This window comes from Fischerella major NIES-592, assembly GCF_001904645.1.
Classification (GTDB): Bacteria; Cyanobacteriota; Cyanobacteriia; order Cyanobacteriales; family Nostocaceae; genus Fischerella; species Fischerella thermalis.
In genome coordinates this window covers 198,794-219,930 of sequence record NZ_MRCA01000002.1, presented here as the reverse complement: position 1 = coordinate 219,930, position 21,137 = coordinate 198,794, and the positions used below count along the sequence as shown (strand labels likewise).

The window sequence follows — 21,137 nt, the reverse complement described above, 5'->3', positions numbered from 1 at the left end:
TACTGTTTACAAGGAGTGAAAAAACAACTTTTTCAGCTTGGCATCATAGGTTGGATGACTGTCATCAGTGCCCTATTGTTATTTGCGTGCAGCAGTATCAGGCATACACTGTATCAGTCAGGAGTTCTGGATCTGGGAATTTACGATCAGGTTGTTTACTTAATCAGCCAAGGACAGCCGCCTATCTCGTCTTTTTTGGGCTTTCATCACATGGGGAACCATGCAGCTTGGGCAGTCTATCCATTGGCTTTATTGTATAAAATTTATCCCAGTGCCTACTGGTTATTAGCTGTACAAGCTGTTTCTTTGGCTTTGGGTGCTGTACCAACTTATTATCTTGCCCTACAAGCAGGACTGAAGCAAAGCCAAGCAGTGGCAATGGCAGCAGTTTATCTGCTGTATCCATTGATTTTTAATGTCAATCTCTTTGAATTTCATCCAGAAGTAATGGCAATTCCTGTATTTCTAGGGGTTGTTTTGGCAGCACGGTTAGGTAAGATAGGGTGGTTTTGCCTTGGCACTATTTTTATTTTAGGTTGTAAAGCCGTGTTATCGCTGACGGTAACAGCAATGGGTTTTTGGTTGCTGGTATTTGAACGACGGCGTTTTTACGGTACATTCGCCCTGATTGCTGGTATCAGTTGGTTTTTAATTGCTAGCCAAGTGATCATTCCCTTTTTTAGTAATAGTGAGGTAGCAGCAGTTTCACGTTACAGCTATTTAGGCGATTCTGTGATCGCAATTGCTAGCAATCTTCTGCTGAAGCCAAATATTGTTTTAGAGAGGGTATTTTCATTCAAGACGCTGGAATATTTAGCATTATTAGTTGCACCCTTAATTTGGGGACTTACACCTCAACATTTAACTCCTTTGGTAAGTGCAATTCCAGCATTAGTTTTGAATATTCTTTCCGACAAGCCAGCCCAACGTGACTTAATTCATCAATATTCTTTACCTATACTGCCTTTCTTAATAGTAGCTGTCATTGCCAGTCTTGCTGCTGATAAAGGATGGCTACGTACCAGAAGGGCAATAATTTTGTGGGCATTATTGGCTTTTATGGTGTTAGGAAAATATGGCTATTTTTGGTCACGATATCTCAGAACAGTTGATAATTGGCAAGCAACAACCGAAGCGATCGCTCAAGTGCAGACAAAAGGTGCTGTTTTAACTACCCACAGCATCGCCCCGCATCTAAGCCACCGTCCGATGATTCAATTTGTGGATGATATTAGTGGCCCGCCCGTAAGCTTCACTCCATTTGATTATATATTGCTAAACGTGCGTCACCCAGATGGTACTCGTAACCCAGAGTTTGCTGCCAACTTAGTCAATCAACTGAAAAATCATCAATTATTTCAACTAGTTTACCAACGCGACGACGTTTATTTATTTGTGAAACGGTCTCAATAAAAATTAGTTATAAATTGATAGTAACGACTAAACTTATATAGGCAGAACTACTTCATTTTTGACTAATAACCAAAGTCCAATATTTGTGAATTAAAATAATTTTTAGTCGTCTTTAGAAGACTTGAACTCTAAGCCAATAATTAAAAGCATTGGCAGATTTTAATAACTAAAATATTTATCAATAACTCGACCATAGTAACTATCTCAAACCTACAATTGGCAAGAGTATGCCCAAATTAAAGAATATTTTATTGCAGCTATCTCTAATATTACTTTTTATGAGTTTGGTTATTGCCATTAGATTTAAGCCTATGACACAAACTTTTCAATTTGATTATGATGAAGGCTTTAATTTAATGAAAGCCGTCCTTTACTCAAAAGGTTTTTCTCTGTATAGCCAAATTTGGAATGATCAACCACCTCTCTTTACATTGATTTTATCAAAATGGCTAAATTTATTTGGTCATTCTATCTTTGCTACCCGCTTACTCACGCTTTTATTTTCAGCAATATTAATTTGGTGTTTTTATCAAATAGTCTTTTTTGAATTAGGACATTTCGCAGCTATAGTAGCAACATTTTTTTTATTTACCTCTTGGTTATATATTCGTCTAAGTATTTCTGTCATGATTGGCATTCCATCATTGGCTTTGGCAATGCTATCTATTTATTTTTTATACAGATATCAACAAAAATATAATAAATTTTATTTAATTTTATCTGGTGGATGCTTGGCATTATCTTTACAAACAAAATTATTTACTATATTTTTAATTCCTTTAATATTGTTGCAGATATTAGCTTTTTTTAGCCAAAGCAAGGAAATTAAAACCAATCGATTATTTCTATTACAATCTATATCTTTATGGTTAATTTCTTTAGTGTTTGTTTATAGCCTGGTTGGAATCTTATATCAGCAATTCTGGAATCAAGAACAATTACTTCTTACCCATCTCAAACAACCCCCAGATTCCAGAGTAGAAAATTTTAATAATCTGCAATATCTCAATTACATGATCCATCAAGATTATGATTATATATTTCTCGCCGGTATCGGTATCTGGGCAATTATTTCTCAAAAACAGAAGAAAGGATTATTACCGTTGACTTGGCTAATTACTGCCACATTAATTTTACTGAAACATCAACCGCTTTGGTATCACTATTATCCCTTACTTGCTATTCCTATATGTTGGCTTGCTGCTTACGGAGCGTGCTTATTGTATAATTTATTTTCTCAAAACATACAGAAAAATTTTCAGATAATCAATATAAAGAAATTAATTTTACCTGCGTCTTTAGTTGTAATACTCATTAGCTTAATAATTATTACTCCCCCAAATCCTCGTGGGAGTGTACCCAAAAATTTAGAGTTAATGCAAATGATTCTAAAATACAAAAGTTTGACAAATTGGGTATTTACAGATAATCCTATGTACGCTTTTTACAATGATTTAATTGTGCCGCCTGAAATTGCTGTGATGTCTTATAAAAGAATCAACTCTGGAGATTTTACGTTTACAAAAATGCTTGCCATATTAAACAAATATCACCCAGAACAAATTATATTTACCAGATGGACTACTCAGATTAAAAGTGATAAAAATCTGATAAATTACATCAATAATAATTACTCACTGACTTACACAAATGCAACAAAAACCGAAGAACATTATGTTTTTAAATAAATTACAGCAATACTACATAATAATCTAAAATAATTTGCTTACTCTTCTGTATCATTTGCCCCTCCGTGGTTTTTCCTTAAACTTCATTTTCACCAATTTGGATATAAATGCAATAGGAATCACACATTTATTTTTAGCTGTTTAATATCAATATTGAATATTATAATAGCAAAGTACTATGAAATTTATATTCTTAATTTTTTTAATATCAATACCATGAATTTCGACATAAATTACTAGAATATTATCAATATTATTTCAGCATTACCTAATGAATATAACCTTCAAAAATATTAGTTAATTTAATTGTTTTTCAGTAGATAATTGAATGTGGTGGAGGAGTGAAATGTACAAAATCTTGCCAAGAGACATTTCGTTTACAGCCATAAGCAAAAACATTTTCCAAGGAGTTTAAAAATAAATGCTTATGGCTCAAATTCAGATATTTATCAAAAAAAGTATATGGGAAAGTGATTTCCTTTTTCCAGGAGCAATTTGGTTAGTCAGCCGATTATTTATTTGGATTGCCATGTTGCTCATTGCACCAAATCTACCCAAACCTGTGGAGGGAGTATTACCCAATTTTGATTTGGGAGTATTTGATGCTTGGGATAGCGTACATTATCGTAGCATTGCTACTTCTGGATATGAATTTGTTGATGACGGGCGTCAACATAACATTGCTTTTTTCCCATTGTTTCCCCTCATGGTTCGTGGTGTCATGAATCTAGGGCTGTCATTTGAAGTGGCAGGGTTACTAGTAAATAACATTACCTTTTTAGCAGCCCTTTACTGTGTATACTTTTGGGTTGCAGAACATCATGGAACAAAAGGGGCTAGATGGACAGCTACTGTATTAGCTTGGTGTCCTCTCTCGTTATTTGGCACAGTAATTTATACCGAAGGCTTATATCTGTTTTTAAGCGCAGCTGCTTTGCGTGCCTTTGATCGTCAGCAATATCGCTGGACAGCCTTTTGGGGTGCAATGGCGACAGCAACACGCCCTACAGGTATGGCATTAATTCCAGCCCTTTTAATTGCAGCTTGGAAAGAACGTCGTCCAAGGGTCGCCTACCTAGCTGCTGCTGCTACAGCTACAGGTCTGCTTCTGTTCAGTCTATATTGTGCAATTGATTTTGGTAATGCGATCGCTTTTATCAATGCCCAAAAAGGATGGCGTCCTTCTTTGGGATTTGATGGGCAAGGTTGGTGGAATATGCTGTTAGAGATCGCACTAGGTAAATCAGACAGACAGCACAGCTGGATTCAAAGACTATTACATCCACTATTTTTTAGCACTATAGTTAGCAGTGTTTATCTGCTGTGGCGCGAACAACAAAAGTTAAGTTCTGTCATCAAGATTTACGGCTTTTATGCTGTGGTCACAATTTCTCTCATACTGGCTAGCGATCGATATATTAATAACCTACTCAACGCAGTCATGGTTCTGGGAGGCGCTTACCTTTTATGGCGCTTACGTAAAGAATTGACCTCGGTTACTGTTCTTTACGGTTTTTGCGGTATTGCTTTGTTACTGGCATCTGGCGGTACGATATCCCTGAGCCGTCTCGCCTACGGTATTGTACCCTTGAGTATAGCTCTGGGTGTTTTTTTGGAGCGCTATCCTCGTCAAGGATACCTGATTATAGGCTGGTTTTCTGTTTTGCTGGCCAGGATTGCGATTGGCTTTGCTCAAAACCGTTGGGTAGGTTAAAGAAAATACATGGTCAGAGACGGTTATCAGGCATAATGCTTTACACCCTACTCTGACTAGTTTCAAAATCAATTATTATTAAAATTTATTAATGAAGTATTTACATACCCAGAAAGGGCATTAATCATCGGTAATTAGAGGTCTTTAGTATTTATACTGTTAAGTATGTGTTTAATTGTAATCTTGATGATGTAAAAAATATAGTTTACCTTAGATTAGTAGATATAAAATTAAATTGTTACTCATCTCTAGAGCAGGAATTAGTATCCTAACCTGAGAGCAAAAAGCTGAGTTTGTGTACTACATCTAACAAAGCTTAACTTTGTTGAGTCTAATCCAAGTAACCAAGTTTTTGAGATCAACAAATTATTATTTTAGTGACTAGATTACTAAAGTATTAGCATCGAAATAGTACTTGGATTAACTGTCCACAAATTCAGGTATAGCTAAAATAGCACTTGTTGACTTACTTAAAATTAGCTGTACACATATTTAAGGCTATAACTAAAATTATAGAGTTATAGAAAATTCATCTCTAGATGAATAAAGCTGTTCTCTCTATTAAAGCGCAGTGAAAATACTAGTCAAGAAATTAGTTGGATCTATAGAATCTGTGCAATATTATGATGGTACAGATTAAATTTTAAAGATCTTAAACAGACAAGAAACTATTTTAATTAGTACACGTCTAGCTGCTTTATGTAAATTTAATTGCAAATCTAGACCAGAAATTTAACATTTTTTTTCAAGGTTAAAATATAATCTAGCAGTAGAATATACTTTGATAGAGCATGAAATCTATACTTTAAAATATTCAAAATAACGAAATATTAATAAACATAGTAAATTACAAGCATTGGCCTTCCAAAGCTAAACCATATAGGATTCAGTTAGATTTCTATAATTTCTCTGACCGACATCTAATTTTCTGCTAATCTGTGTGAATTTTTGAGGATTACCAGAAAACAGCAGGCTATTTAAAAATTATCTGAAAAACTGTGTTATAAATTACCGTCAGAAAGGTAACTGATGGTTAATTCTGTGAAGGAGCTATGAAGTGGAAAACAATAAGTCTGTTGTCTGGCCGCAAGGAATACTAATTTCGCTGATTGCACTGTGCGGCAGCTTGAGTATTGGTTTGATTATGCCTATTAATCAGAGTACCTCTGAAGTTAATACTAAACATAATATAGAAAATACAGATGACACAGAAGTCAAAACAGGGACTCAAAAACGCCTCAAACAGTTCAAAGTTGCAATGCTAGCAAGTTGGCAACAACAGGCAAAATTAAAGGGGATTTCTTATATCATACCACCGCGTTTTCAAGGGGCAATAATTAATCAGGCAAAACTTCCTCCTAAAGATAAAGTCATAGCTCTTACCTTTGATGATGGCCCTTGGCCTGGCTACACTGCACAAGTCCTAAATATATTAAGAGAAAATAATATTAAAGCTACATTCTTTGTTGTGGGACAAAATCTTAAGAATTATCCCAATTTGGGCAAACAAATTGTGACGGAAGGTCATGTCATTGGTAACCACACTTGGCATCATTGGTATCACTTTTTTAATCCACAAGCAGCAGCTTTTGAAATTGACAATACATCAGAATTAATATCTCAAATTACAGGTGCAAAAACAACTTTATTTCGCCCTCCTGGAGGGATACTGCATAATGGTTTAGCTAGCTATGCCAAAAGCAAGAAATATACAGTAGTAATGTGGTCGGCTGATTCTTTAGATTATAATCGCCCGACAGCCTCTATATTAACCAGTCGAGTTTTAAAACAATCAAAACCAGGCGGTATTGTGTTGATGCATGATGGTGGTGGTAATCGTTCTCAGACTGTAGCAGCTTTACCGCAAATGATTAGTAAATTAAGGCAACAAGGCTATCGTTTTGTCACGATCCCAGAATTATTAGAATTACAAGATAAGAATTATAAGTTGATTGCAAATACGAAGAAATAGTTTGCTTGATCTTGTAGTTAGTTATTGTTAATTGATAGGCTGGTCTGGTTTTACGCTTGGGCAATTATCTTTTTTAAGTCGAACACAGATGCACACAGATAAACACCGATAAATGAAGATAGATTTTGCGTTAGTGGTTATTATTTATTAACAATAATTGCTGTAGCAGTCCTAAATCAGTTGTCAAATTCTCTTCTATCTCTTTCTCTGCGTCTTCTACGTCTGGTGTGGTTAGTTCCTTAACTAAAAATAGAAAAGGCGCAAAAATCTGCGCCTTTTTTCTATCAATCTGAAAAAATCAAGGCAAAATGATAACGATAAGTGCCTTCTGCCTTTTGAATTAAACTGGACTCAACTGCTTTTCTTGTTGAGGATTAGCTTCTGGTCCATCGGCTTCAGAAGGTGGAACTAACTGCCAGAATTTAGGCAAGAATTCTTGCCAATTTTCTAGGATCATCTTAGCCTTTGGTGATTCGGTGCGATGCAGATGAGCTGTAATCAATTCTTTGAGTTGCTTTTCACCAGCTGCTGTCATGACTCGCTGAATTGTCACAATTTCCCGGTTGACTAATTCTGGGAAGTTACCATCTTCATCCAAAAAGTAAGCCAGACCGCCAGTCATACCAGCGCCTACGTTACGTCCGACTTTGCCAAGGACAACAATTACCCCACCAGTCATATACTCGCAGCAGTGATCACCTGCTCCCTCAATCACGGCTGTACCTTTGGAGTTGCGCACAGCAAAGCGTTCTCCAGCTAAACCGTTGGCAAATAACATCCCACCAGTAGCACCGTAGAGACAGGTATTGCCAATAATTACGTTTTGTGATGAGTCGTAGTTGGCGATCGCAGGTGGTTTAATAATAATTTCACCGCCATTCATCCCCTTGCCTACGTAGTCGTTGGCTTCGCCTTCCAAGGTAAGAATCATTCCGGGTAGGTTAAAAGCACCAAAGCTTTGTCCCACACTACCTTGGAAGTTGAGGTGAATCTGTCCACCAAAGCCATCGTCGCCGTATTGAGAAGCGATCGCTCCTGCTAGGCGGGCGCCGACGGTTCTATCAGTGTTTACAACAGGTACTGTTTTTGTGACAACAGTATGATTACTAATCGCTGCTTGGATCTCAGGATCGGCAAGTAATTGATCATCTAAAACCACACCATTGCTGTGGACTTCTTCATGCACCAACCAGCTACGGTCTGTTTTAGTATCTGGTAGCTGTAATAAGCAGTCGAGGTTCAATGCTTGGGTTTTGGTCAGATGCACATCTCGCCGTGCTTTCAATAGATCAGCACGTCCAACTATATCTAAGAGTGAACGATAACCAAGCCTTGCCAGCAAGCTCCGTACTTCTTCAGCAATAAAGTAGAAGAAGTTGACTACGTGTTCTGGCATACCCGTAAATCGCTTGCGTAGTTCTTCTCTCTGGGAGGCGACACCCACAGGGCAATTATTGGTATGACAAATACGAGCCATAATACAGCCTTCGGCAATCATGGCGATGGAACCGAAGCCAAATTCTTCTGCTCCCATCAACGCAGCCATGATGATATCCCAGCCACTCTTGATCCCACCGTCTACACGCAGAATCACGCGATCGCGCAAGCTATTTTCCATCAGCACACGATGCACTTCTGTTAAACCGAGTTCCCACGGAGAACCCGCGTGTTTAATAGAACTCAGTGGTGATGCCCCTGTACCACCATCGTGACCGGAAACCTGAATAATATCAGCGTTGGCTTTCGCTACACCAGCTGCGATCGTGCCGATACCGATTTCTGCAACTAGTTTCACTGAAACTTGGGCTTTGGGGTTGATTTGGTGCAAATCAAAAATTAGCTGCGCTAGGTCTTCAATCGAATAAATATCATGGTGTGGTGGTGGTGAAATCAGGGTGACACCAGGCTTCGAGCGCCGCAGCATAGCAATGTAGGGGCTGACTTTTTTCCCTGGTAGTTGTCCGCCTTCCCCTGGTTTTGCGCCTTGGGCGATTTTGATTTCAATTTGTTTAGCGCTCATCAGGTACTCTGGTGTGACACCAAAGCGTCCTGATGCTACTTGCTTGATGGCGCTGGAGGCGGTATCACCGTTGCGTAATCCTTTGAGGTGAGCGAGGGTGGGCGAATGACCAGAAGCGTCTACATCATCCAAGACTGTGAACCGGACTGGATCTTCACCGCCTTCTCCAGAATTAGATTTACCACCGATCCGATTCATGGCGATCGCTAAAGTTTCGTGGGCTTCCCGTGATAATGCTCCTAAGGACATACCACCAGTACAAAAGCGCTTGACAATTTCGCTGACTGGCTCTACTTCTTCTATGGGAATGGGAGGGCGATCGCTTTGGAAATCTAGCAAGTCTCGTAGTGCAGTTAACGGTCTTTGTTGCAGATACTTCTTATAAACTTCGTAGTGGTCGTAGTTTTTGCCATCAACAGCTTTGTGCAGTGCTTTCGCTAGTTCTGGGCTGTTCATGTGGTATTCGCCACCAGGACGATAATTAACAAAACCAAGGTTTTCTAGCTTCTTGGTCGTCAGTTCCGGGAAAGCTTTGCTGTGGAAAGACAACACCTCTTGGGCTAGGTCGCTGATACTCAAACCACCGATGCGGGAAGTTGTACCCTTGAAACCCAGTTGCAGTAGGTCGCCACCAATACCAATCGCTTCAAAGATTTGGGCTGCTTGGTAGCTGGAGAGTAAGGAAATTCCCATCTTCGAGAGAATTTTCAGCAAACCACCTTCTACAGCTTGGCGATAGTTACCGATCGCTTGGTCTAGGGTGAGGGTAGCAATTTTACCCCGCTCCATAAATTGCTGTGTTTTGGGATCTGCCCACCAATCACGCACTGTTTCTAAGGCCATGTACGGGCAAACCGCACCAGCACCGTAGCCAATTAAACAAGCGAAATGATGAGTACTCCAGCATTGCGCTGTATCAACCACCAGGGATGCTTTCATCCGCAGCCCCTCTTCTATCAGGTGATGGTGTACTGCACCTACTGCCAACAAGGGAGGAATATAAGAGTATTCTGAACTGATGCCTTTGCCAGCGCGATCGCTGAGGACTAAAATCTTGGCACCAGCACGCACCGCCTCTGTTGCTTTGATTTGCAAAGACTTGACTGCGGCTTTTAACTCTTCTGGTCCTTTGGCGATCATAAATAGTGTGGATAACTCAGCTGTCCTAAACTCAGAATTTTTAATAGCTGCCAATTCCGCTTCTGTCAATACTGGTGACTCTAGTTTCAACCGTCGGGCATATTCGGGTTTAGGGTCTAACAAATTACCCCGTTCCCCCAGTTCCACTTTTAACGACATCACCAATTTTTCCCGCAATGGGTCAATGGCGGGATTTGTCACCTGGGCAAAACGTTGCTTGAAGTAGTCGTACAGCAGGTGGGGTTTTTCTGAGAGGACTGCTAAAGGAATATCATCGCCCATGCAGAAAGTTGGTTCTTTGCCATCTATTGCCATTGGCTGAATTACCATTTCCACATCCTCTGTGGTGTAGCCAAAGGCAATTTGATGCCGCAGCAGGGTTTGTCTGTCTACATTGGGTGTTGGTTGTTGATTGGTAGTTGTTCGATGTCCGTTGGCGTGGATTCCGTTACCATTAACTGATGACCAATGACCATTGACCAAAGTTTTAAGTTCTTGCCGATGTTGCCGCAACCATTCTCCATAGGGTTGTTTTTTCGCGATGCGCTGCTTGATGTCCCAGTTTTTCAGGACTTCATTGCTTTCTAAATCTACAGCAATCATTTGTCCTGGTCCGAGTCTGCCTTTTTCGATGATGTTGGCTTCATCTAATGACACAACTCCAGCTTCAGAAGCAACGATGATGTAGTCATCCTTGGTGATGCAATAACGCGCAGGTCTTAAACCATTCCGATCCAGGGTTGCGCCTACTTTGCGACCATCGCTAAATACTAAAAGTGCTGGCCCGTCCCATGCTTCCTGTAGACCACTATAGTATTCATAGAAATCGACAATCTCCGGGTAATCACGCAGAGATGGTTGATTTTGATAGGCTTCTGGAACCATGATCATTAGAGCTTCCAGGGGACTACGACCGGAACGAACCAGTAACTCAAACACATTATCTAAGGTAGCCGAGTCACTGTTGTTGATATTGACAAAGGGCTTGAGTTCCTCAATGCGATCGCCCCACACTGGATGCTCTAAACTTGCTTGTCTAGCTGTCATCCAGTTGATATTACCCAATAAGGTGTTGATTTCGCCGTTATGACCCAAAAGCCGCATCGGTTGTGCCAATGGCCACTTAGGCATGGTGTTGGTGCTAAAGCGACGGTGATATACAGCAAAAGCACTTTGATAAGCTGAGTTTTTTAAATCGAGATAAAAATCTCCCAAAACAGCTGAACGCACCATACCTTTGTAGACGATTGTGCGAGTAGACAGGGAGCAAATATAAAATTCTTCTGACCAGTTGTGATTGTGATTGCGGATAGCTTTAGCGATCAGGCGACGGGTAATATACAATTGCCGTTCGAGTTCGTCGCCACTTTTCTCAGCAGAGACTAAAAAAACTTGTTCGATTTGGGGTTGATTTTCTTTTGCTTGTATACCCAATAACTCTGGTTGTACTGGTACTACTCTCCAACCCAGTACAGTCAATTTTTCTTCTGCTGCTACTTGCTCAACTACCGCTTTAGCCTTTTGTGCGGCTTGGGGATTTTGTGGTAAAAATATCATCCCCACAGCAACATTATTATTACTAGGAAATTCTATTCCCCGTGTGGCAAAATCTTGTTGGAACAACTCCCAGGGAATAGCGGTCAAAATTCCTGCACCGTCACCAGAGTCTTGATCAGCACTGCAACCACCTCGGTGTTCCAGACAAGTCAAAGCTGCTAAAGCTTTTGAGACAATTTCGTGACTAGCATGATTTAAACGATGGGCAATAAAACCCACACCACAAGCATCTCTTTCTTCAACTAGCCACCTTTGTCCTTGGTAGGTATACTGCTGTGAGTTGTCCACAAATCTCATGTCCTGGTCTTGATTCACCGATTTTTTATTCATAGATTATCCCTGTCATCCTCATGCCGATATGAATTAACAATTGGGTCTTTGCTAGTGAGAAAAATTATCTAAATGGACAGATGAAGAAATTCACAAAAACCGAAATTTAAGGAAAAAAAATTTTAACTTCGGGCTGATATTTGCTAGACCCGTGTTAAAATCTATGCGTCGTTTCTTATGGGTTTTTGCTGAGTCAAGCAAAGGAAGTTTGCTTACCCAGTATTATATTTATTTCGTGAAGCTACGCACTCCTCAATGCCCTTTATTTTCCAATAAAATTCACTACTTTTGTGTAGCCTTTTTCGGCTTAACTGAAAAAATCAAATTCTTGAGTTGTCTATATTTTGAGACACAAATGATCCTGATTCAGCAACAAAATCAGCGTATTACACTATATACCCATTTGGCAATTCCTAAATATTTCTGGAGTAACTCTCTAGATTTTTACTGACCACCCTTTGTCACCTGTATTGCTGCTAGCTAAACCTCACTTAAGTAGCAAGTAATTTAGTGAGGATGGTCCACTTAGAGCGAGCTCAAAAGCTTTTGACTGCTGTCATATACTTATTTAGCGCTAGTTGTGATTTAGCGCACTTAGAATCGCAGTCTTCATAGTGGCAGAGTTGCTTGTTGCTTTAACAAGAGACAAAAAGCCCATATATACATTATCACGTTCGTGTTCCAAACTCACGTCATGATTTTTTGATAATTGCAAAAGTTTGTTTAGTTTGTGTGTGAGTTGATTGTTTTCAAAAATACCTAATCATATATGGTAAAAACATCGAATTTTAGGCAACGCGACCGCAGTTATGTTGTAATTGGTAACATCAGCCAGCTTGTCAAGTTTTTAGCATCACCAATGGTTTTATCTGTACTGTACTTAACAGCACTTGGCGATAGTGCGATCGCCTATAGTAGTGTTCCTCAGAAGTTAATCACTTCCGAAAAACAAACCAAGACAAAAATTACCCAATCGCCAAATGTAACTCAACCCAAACCGACATTTACCCCAAAACCACCTGTACCTCCTTTGCGAGGGGTAATATACTATGGTAATCAAATTTCTCTCAATGGTCGAATCTTGACAGGGGCGTGGTTACAAAGACGTCTGAAAGCTGGTCAATTGACAACTCACATCAGCGATGCAGCAATTAGGCAATTTATCGGCGTAGATTTATTAAACAGTAACATTGCTACTAAACAACCAATCCAGTGGTATTCATCTGCGACTAAACCACCGATTTTAGTTAGCACATTGGCAGGAGGATATCGCTACTTGGATATGACCAATTTTGCCAAAACATCTGGATGGCAAATGCAAGTGCAGGGTAACACCTTAGTCATATCCACACCCAACACCAAAATCACGGATATTACTCAAAGCAAAGAATCTTCAATAGAACGCATTACCGTCAATTTAGATCGTCCTACTCCTTGGCAAGTTAACCAAGAACCACCAGTCAAACAAAATCAACCTTTAAGCGACGATCCAAATAACCCAGTTCCCAAACCAGCTGCTCCCACCACAAGAGATTGGACAATAACCTTAAATGGCATTGCCGATCCAGTTTTAATCCAACGTTACACCCCTCCACCACCCCCTCCGGTAGAAAAAATTCCCACTCCTGCGCCATTTCCAGAAAATCTACTAAAACAATTATTGCCACCAAATGAGAATCAACAAAACACTCCTCTACCTCCCCCGCCATTAATCAAGCAAGTACAGGTAGTTAATAACCAAACAATTATTCGTCTAGAAGTTCCCATTGGGTTAGCTCCCTTAGTTAGCACTGTACCCAATCCTAACCGCCTGCTCATCGATATTCGCCCTGATCCATTACTACCACGAGCAATTACTTGGGCTCCGGGATTAAACTGGCGTCAGCAGTATATCAATCTAGGTCAAGAACGCTTTCCAGTCGTGTGGTTAGAAATCAATCCGCGTACCGTCGGCTTAAAAATCAAACCAATTTTAACCAACTCCAATACTCTGGAGGGAACTGCTCCCCTCTTGCAGACAGCACAACAACAATTGGCAGTCGCAGCCATTAACGGTGGTTATTTTAACCGCAATAATCGCTTACCTTTGGGGGCAATTCGTCGGGATGGTCAATGGTTGTCAAGTCCAATTTTGAACCGAGGTGCGATCGCTTGGAATGATTCTGGACAATTTTACATGGATCGTCTGGCTCTGTTAGAAAATTTAATCACTCCTAACAACCAAAAATTGCCGATCTTAACCCTCAATAGTGGTTATGTTCAAAGTGGCATAGCTCGTTATACTCCTGCATGGGGAGCGAACTATTCTCCCTTGACTGACAACGAAATTATCCTAACCGTGCAGAAAAATCAGATAATCAATCAGTTACCAGCAGGTAAGGTTGGTCAAAGTACCTTTCCAATTCCTGGGGATGGATATTTGCTCACCTTACGCGGCAGTGGTACAAATATTGCTTCAATGTTACCTGTTGGTTCTTCAGTTCGCATCGAAAGTTCCACCAATCCTGCTCAATTTAGCAATTACCCCCATATTTTAGGAGCAGGCCCCCTGCTAGTACAAAATCGTCAAATTGTCCTTGATGCCAAAGGCGAACAATTCAGTAATGCCTTTATTGTCCAAAAAGCAGTCCGTAGTGCTATTTGTAAAACTACAACAGGCAACCTCATGTTCGCTGCTGTTCACAGTCGTGTTGGTGGTGCTGGTCCTACCTTAGCAGAACACGCGCAACTAATGCAGCAAATGGGATGCGTAGATGCGTTGAATCTCGACGGTGGTAGTTCTACCAGTCTTTACTTAGGAGGGCAACTTCTAGATCGTTTCCCCAATACCGCAGCTCGTGTTCATAATGGCATAGGAATTTTCTTGCAACCACGCTGAAGAAGATGGGGAGGTGGGGAGTCTAACAGGTGTAGGTACTTTACCACAGTGGCGAGGCTTGAGAGGCTTCGAGGTCATCAGTGAGAATCAACCAATTTTTAAAATAAAATCGCCTTTTCTAACATCATCTCATTAATAGTAAAGGCGACATTTTAGGATTTCTGATTATGCTTATAGCTGTAATTGTCGCTTGGTTAATATTTACAATCCTAGTTAAAGTAGTCAAAACAACCGTGAAAACAGCTTTCTTAATTGCTGCAATCATTGTTTTACTACAGGTTGGTTATGGTATTGGACCTCAACAAATGTGGAATTATATAGTGCAACTACCCCAGAAGTTACCACAGTTGGGTAGGTAGTGGGGAGGTGGCAGGCTAGGGGTCCCCACTTTGTGGGGTTAGGGGGAGATAGGGAACTCACCGGCCCCCACTCCCCCAAGGGAGTGGGGATTAGGGGCAGTAGGGAGTGTGAGAAGTAAACCACTAACCAATGTAGAGACGTGCCATGGCAGGTCTGGTACAACAACCAACAATCAACAATCAACAACCAACCACTATTTATTTAGTGAAGCTGAGATTTTCGCCAACATATCTTGAACATTTTCAGGTAGTTGACGCATGACCTTACCTCTTTCTCGGTCAACAGCTACTAATGTAACTTTGCCTGTAACGTACAATTCTTGCCTATCTGGCGATTCAATTACATAATCCCAATTTATGCGGACGCTTGTGACCTCAGTCATGCGTGTTTTTACCACTGCTACCATACCCAATTGAATCGAACGGTGGTAACGTAGCGAAAGTTCTACTACCGGTAAGTCGCAACCTAAAGCAACTAAATCCGCATATTCTACTCCTATGGAACGCAGGCATTCTACCCGCGCTTCTTCCATCCACGCAACATAAGTTCCATGCCAAACCACGCCTAAATAATCGGTGTGATGAGGTTGTACTCTGACTGGGTACTCAAACCAATACTCCAGTGTCTGACTCGTGGGACTGTCTATAGCAGTTGTAGGTAGTTCGGATAAGTTTGTTTTTTCTTCAGACATCTTAAATTTTCTTAGGAATTCTCAGAGATTTTCCAAATTTTGAAATAGCATAAACAATAGTTGTTTCATACAACTATTTTCCTTGAGTAAACAGCAAAACAAAATAGGTAGGGTTTTTGTATGCACCCTCCGCAACTATATTCAAAAATTGTTACTGCCACAGTGGTATTTACTCTGGGATCAGGGATGGTCTTTTCTCAAACTACTCTGGTAACAGCAAATACAATTATACAAAATAGATATACTGAAATAACCCAAAATCTTATCAAAAACACTAGTCGTTCTGAGCAGATTAAGCAACTTAATCAAGAGGCAATGCGACTATCGAGACAAAATCGTTTTCAAGATGCATCGCAAAAATTAGAAACAGCTTTAGCTATCAGCAGAGATATTCAAGAACGTCCACTAGAAGCAGCAACTTTTAATAATATTGGCAGAGTTTACCAACAACAAGGTAAATTTCGCCAAGCATTTAATTCTTATCTACAAGCTTTAGCCATCAATAAAGAGCTTAGTATCAATGAAAAGACGCCTGGGGAGGCTCACATTGCCTTAGGAAAAACTTATAGTAATTTAGGATACTTATCAAAGCTTCAGAATCAACCAGAACTGGCTATTTTCTTTTATAAGCATTGTGTCAATAATCGCGAAAAAGTCCGTCTTAATCCAGCAGGTTTTACTGGTGAACAACTAGACGCTTATAATCTCACTGTGACTCAAACATACTACGCTTTGGGTGAAGAGTTACTAAAAAGCGATCGCACCACAGAAGGACAGCGGATTCTGGATTTAATCAAAGTCGAAGAACTAGAAGAATATCTCCAAAACGTCCAAGGTAATCAACTCACCGCCAAGGGTATTGAGATCACACCCCCAGAAAAACCAATTAAACAAAAATTAGACCAAAGCTTAGATAGTGCAGTTGTACTGGGCAAAGAACTGACGAAATTACGACAGATTCCTCCGGAAAAGCGATCGCTACAGCAAAAACAACGCATCCAACAAATCGCAGAAAATCAGCAGAAAATTCTGGATGAATTCAATAATTTTATCAATCGTCCAGATGTCAAAGCACAATTAGAACAAATTAGCCGCACAGCTAGGCGGCAAAATTTAGATTTGGAAAGTCTTAATGCAATTCGTGATAACTTAGCCCGACTACCTGAAAAATCTGTAATTTTATATCCTTTGGTTTTAGAAAATAGTTTGGAATTGGTATTAGTAACTCCTGATTCTCCACCAATTCATCATACAGTCGCCGTTAAAAAAGAAAACCTCCACCAAACAATTCTGAATTTTCGTAAAGCCTTAGAAAACCCTAGTTTAGATGTAAAAAAACCTGCACGCCAGTTGTATGACTGGCTGATCAAACCAATAGAAAAAGACCTTACCCAAGCAGCTACCCAAACTATAGTTTATGCACCAGATGGGCAATTACGTTACATTCCTTTAGCCGCTTTATTTGATGGCAAACAATGGTTAGTGCAGCGCTACAGTATCAACCATATCACCGCAGCAAGTTTGACAAACTTTAACACTCCACCTTCATCAGACTTACGCATTTTGGCAGCAGCCTTTACTAAAGGCAGTTATACAGTAGAAGTGGCTAATCGGAAAGAAATTTTTTCTGGATTACCTTTTGCAGCCAAAGAAGTGGAAGATTTAGCCACCATCGTTCCAGGCACAAAGAAAATCTTAGATAATGCCTTTAACCCAGAAATGACTGTGCCACAAATGGATGATTTTACAATTGTCCATATGGCAACCCATGCAGCATTTGTTGTCGGCAAACCAGAAGATTCTTTTATTTTATTTGGCAACGGTGAGCGAGTTACCCTCAAAGATATTGCCACTTGGTCACTGCCTCGAGTAGATTTAGTAGTGCTGAGTGCTTGCGAGACAGGATTAGGAGGCAAACTAGGTAACGGTGAAGAAATTTTAGGTTTTGGCTATCAGATGCAAAAAACTGGTGCGAGATCAGCCATTGCTTCGCTGTGGGCTGTGGATGATGGCGGTACGCAGGCGTTGATGAGTGCTTTTTATGCCCTACTGCCTTCAAGAAAATTAACAAAAGCTGAAGTCTTACGACAAGCACAAATAGCTTTAATTACTGGGAGTTCGCCTCAGTTGGATCAGCAGCAAGGCCGGATTGACAGTATACCAAAATCAACTGTGGTCAGTCTTAGCCATCCCTACTATTGGGCGCCTTTCATTTTAATTGGGAACGGATTGTAATAGTTGGGATTAGGTCGATAGCCAATCGTCAATAGTTTGTAGACTGTTGACTTGGGCTATAGACTTTAAACTAACTCCCACTTCCCCATGTGTCATCTTTGTTGGTCGCACCTTTGTCCGTACTACCTGAGCAGTTACAGTCTGAAATTAGTAACGTTTAGCCAGGGTTTTAGTTGTTACAGAAGGTTGGATAGGAAGTTTGATGATGTTGGCAAGTTCCTGTAGCTGGTTGACTGCTTCAGCACCTTCTAACTTCATCAATTCGCGATCATCTCGCATTTCTGTCCAAGTAATTCCGTAATCAGATACCAAGAACCGAATGAGGTGATTTTCTCCTAAGCTAACCATAAATGAAGCACTATTCATCTGGTCGCCGCATGTGTAACAAGACGCCGGGTATCCACGTCGCTCTAGAACAATCGCCAAAGCTTGTAGATTCATTACTAGGTCTTGAACAAATTGCCGATGTTGTTGCGCTAGTCTTAGAAACACTAATTTCCTCCTAACACCACAGTTATGTGATCCCTTTTATATTTTCTTTAGATTTTCCCATCCACTGGTATTGTAAACTATTCATTACAATTCCCAGACAAAGAACTTTTAAGTCGTTACATACCTACCTAGCTTAAGGTAGTTCATTGCGGCTGGTACTGCCGTATCAAAATATTCAATTTGCAAACATCGAATATCGGACAGAACTGTCAAATTAAATATTATCTTTATACATTTCTGTCAGGGTAGATGGCCGGTTAAAACGATCCGCTATAAGATTAACCCATATTTAGCACAAGTCAACCACAGAAAAACAACAAATCTCTCCTAAATTTGCGATTTGTTGTTAAATATTCAATTGATCAATGGCAGTGACGCCATTTAGCTTTGATTTTTGTCGATTTGTGTATGCAATGAGCTTGTGTGCTATCCAACAGCGTCAGTTGGTATCATCCAACTATTGATTTATTTATTACTTTCTCCTGTATACATAGAATTTAGTAGATGACCTTGGTGATTTGAGATTTGTGATATACCAGTAATATTTTTTACTGAATATTACTTGTACTATTACTTTACTTATCCACAATCCCAAATAAAACTCAATTCGTTCGACTTACTTCCTGACAATAACTAAAGGTTATCAGGTGATGTTGCCATTTCGGCAGTATTTAAGATTAAACCATTATTAAAATGTGATAAATAATACTTTTCTAGGATTGGGATCGGGGAGCGGGAATTGGGAATAATATTCTTCTTTAACCTTCATCCTTCATCCTTCACCCTTCATCCTTCCCCTCTAGTACTTCCTTTCCTGTGGTTGAAACATTGTTATTGTCACTGGACGGTACTGAATATCAATTCCTGCTGCTGAGTAATAAGCCATTGTATGTTTGAGGAATTTCTCGTCATCTCGCTGAGTATAATCCTCACGAAAATGAGCGCCACGGCTTTCTCGGCGATTTAAGGCAGAAGCCAGAATCATTTGTCCGACAACCATCAAGCTTCGTAGTTCTAAAGCTTCAACAATTTCTGTATTCCAACATTTTCCTTTATCATCTAAGTATATCTGCGAATATTGTTGTTGCAGATGTTGTAATTTTTGCAGTCCTTCACTCATTAAATCTGCGGTGCGGAAAACACCGCAAAACTCAGTCATAGTGTCCTGAAATGCTTGACGGATTTGGTTAATCCGATACTGTCCTGGCTGATCTAACAAAGCCTGAATTTGTTGTTTAGCTTCGCTGAGGTAGCGTTGCTCGTTGATCTCTGGTAACTTACGATTTTGTACGTATTCTGCGATCGCCGCCCCAGTTCTGCGTCCATAGACTACGCATTCTAGTAAAGAATTGCTACCAAGGCGGTTAGCACCATGCACAGAAACACAAGCAGTCTCACCAGCAGCAAAGAAACCTTCGACAAGATGATCCCCGCTACTACGGACTCGACCATCAGTGTTAACAGGGATACCACCCATACAATAGTGAATAGTAGGACGGACGGGCATCGGTTGAGTTACCGCATCCACACCCACTAGGCGATGGGCTTCTTCCCAACAGAAGGGAATGCGGCTCATAATTTTTTCCCTACCCATATGGCGCAAGTCAAGATAAACAAACGGACCACCAGCACTCCCATCAGGATGAATACCACGACCAGCACGAATTTCGTAAGCGATCGCCCGTGAGGTAATATCACGGGGAGCAAGTTCCATGCGACTGGGAGCATATCTAGCCATAAACCGTTCTCCCTCGCTGTTGATCAAATACGCCCCCTCACCACGCACCGCCTCCGAAATTAACACCCCGACTGGATACAACCCCGTAGGATGAAACTGCACAAATTCCATATCTTCTAAAGGCAAACCAGCCAGTGCTGTCATAGCTAAACCATCACCCGTAGAAGCATAATCGTTAGAAGTAGTGTTATATACTCGTCCATAACCACCAGTAGCAAACATGACAGCCTTAGCCCGGATTACCTCCACATGCCCATCTAAGATGTGATACATCACCACACCCTTTGCCTGATTTTCTTCCAAAATCAAGCGCATCACATACCATTCTTGATAAACTTGCACACCGTAGCGCCGCAAATTATTTACCAATTCGTGCAAAATAGCATGACCAGTTTTATCAGCAGCGTAACAAGTACGATTGTGGGAATGTCCACCAAAAGCGCGTTGGGCAATTCGTCCATCACTCAACCGCGAAAACAACACACCCATGTGTTCTAAATCAATCACCACATCCGGCGCTTCCCGAGTCAGAATTTCGACTGCATCTTGATCTGCTAGGTAGTCAGAACCCTTGACTGTATCAAAGGCGTGTGCTTCCCAAGTATCAGCTGAGTCAACATTTTTGAGCGTCGCTGCAATTCCACCTTGAGCAGCAACAGAGTGAGAACGTATGGGGTGAGTTTTCGCAACCACAGCTATATTTAAACTGGGATTTTTCCTAGTTATTTCCACTGCGGCGCGACATCCTGCTAAGCCACCGCCAATAATAATCACATCATGTTCCAGCATAATCAGCCCCCAACTGTAAAAAAAGCTGCTGTTCCATTGTAAGAACGCGATTAATTGCCATGTGCAAAAAATTCCCTGCCAACAGACAGGGAATTTGTGTGTAATATCCAGTCTTCAATC

At 40.5% G+C, this 21,137-nt stretch carries 11 protein-coding genes; 7 read left to right on the top strand and 4 right to left on the bottom strand.

All coding sequences use genetic code 11. From position 1 onward, the window contains the following. The first annotated feature begins 54 nt into the window (after positions 1–54). From NIES592_RS04840 to NIES592_RS04825, 4 genes are all read left to right on the top strand, one after another. Positions 55–1,413 (top strand): DUF2079 domain-containing protein, encoded by a 1,359-nt coding sequence (locus NIES592_RS04840; RefSeq protein ID WP_256678063.1) that lies wholly within the window; start codon positions 55–57, stop codon positions 1,411–1,413. Between the two features lie 227 nt (positions 1,414–1,640). Beyond that, positions 1,641–3,101 (top strand): glycosyltransferase family 39 protein, encoded by a 1,461-nt coding sequence (locus tag NIES592_RS04835; RefSeq protein WP_073555085.1) that lies wholly within the window; start codon positions 1,641–1,643, stop codon positions 3,099–3,101. Positions 3,102–3,528: 427 nt separating this feature from the next. Next, on the top strand, positions 3,529–4,815 hold the full coding sequence (locus NIES592_RS04830) for a mannosyltransferase family protein (protein WP_073555084.1): 1,287 nt from the start codon (positions 3,529–3,531) through the stop codon (positions 4,813–4,815). Between the two features lie 1,057 nt (positions 4,816–5,872). Then, entirely contained in the window at positions 5,873–6,787 is a 915-nt protein-coding gene (locus NIES592_RS04825) for a polysaccharide deacetylase family protein (RefSeq protein ID WP_073555083.1), read from the top strand. A 340-nt stretch (positions 6,788–7,127) separates the two neighbouring features. On the opposite strand, the gene NIES592_RS04820 is transcribed toward NIES592_RS04825, so the two are convergent. Next, entirely contained in the window at positions 7,128–11,834 is a 4,707-nt protein-coding gene (locus tag NIES592_RS04820) for a glutamate synthase-related protein (RefSeq protein WP_073555082.1), read from the bottom strand. 769 nt (positions 11,835–12,603) lie between these two features. On the opposite strand from NIES592_RS04820, the gene NIES592_RS04810 reads away from it, so the two are divergent. Then, complete coding sequence (locus tag NIES592_RS04810; protein ID WP_073555081.1) at positions 12,604–14,712, top strand: phosphodiester glycosidase family protein; 2,109 nt, start codon at positions 12,604–12,606, stop codon at positions 14,710–14,712. A 167-nt stretch (positions 14,713–14,879) separates the two neighbouring features. Then, entirely contained in the window at positions 14,880–15,071 is a 192-nt protein-coding gene (locus NIES592_RS04805; RefSeq protein WP_062242988.1) for a hypothetical protein, read from the top strand. 194 nt (positions 15,072–15,265) lie between these two features. On the opposite strand, the gene NIES592_RS04800 is transcribed toward NIES592_RS04805, so the two are convergent. Further along, the gene (locus NIES592_RS04800; RefSeq protein WP_062242985.1) at positions 15,266–15,763 is read right to left on the bottom strand and encodes an acyl-CoA thioesterase; all 498 of its coding nucleotides are present in this window, start codon (positions 15,761–15,763) and stop codon (positions 15,266–15,268) included. Positions 15,764–15,883: 120 nt separating this feature from the next. Between NIES592_RS04800 and NIES592_RS04795 the strand changes: the two genes are divergently transcribed. After that, on the top strand, positions 15,884–17,998 hold the full coding sequence (locus tag NIES592_RS04795) for a CHAT domain-containing protein (protein WP_073555080.1): 2,115 nt from the start codon (positions 15,884–15,886) through the stop codon (positions 17,996–17,998). A gap of 147 nt (positions 17,999–18,145) precedes the next feature. On the opposite strand, the gene NIES592_RS04790 is transcribed toward NIES592_RS04795, so the two are convergent. After that, positions 18,146–18,490 carry a DUF1815 family protein gene (locus tag NIES592_RS04790; RefSeq protein WP_009456028.1) on the bottom strand — a complete coding sequence of 115 codons (345 nt, stop codon included), beginning with the start codon at positions 18,488–18,490 and terminating at the stop codon, positions 18,146–18,148. Between the two features lie 799 nt (positions 18,491–19,289). Further along, complete coding sequence (locus NIES592_RS04785; RefSeq protein WP_073555079.1) at positions 19,290–21,017, bottom strand: succinate dehydrogenase/fumarate reductase flavoprotein subunit; 1,728 nt, start codon at positions 21,015–21,017, stop codon at positions 19,290–19,292. Between the last annotated feature and the right edge of the window lie 120 nt (positions 21,018–21,137).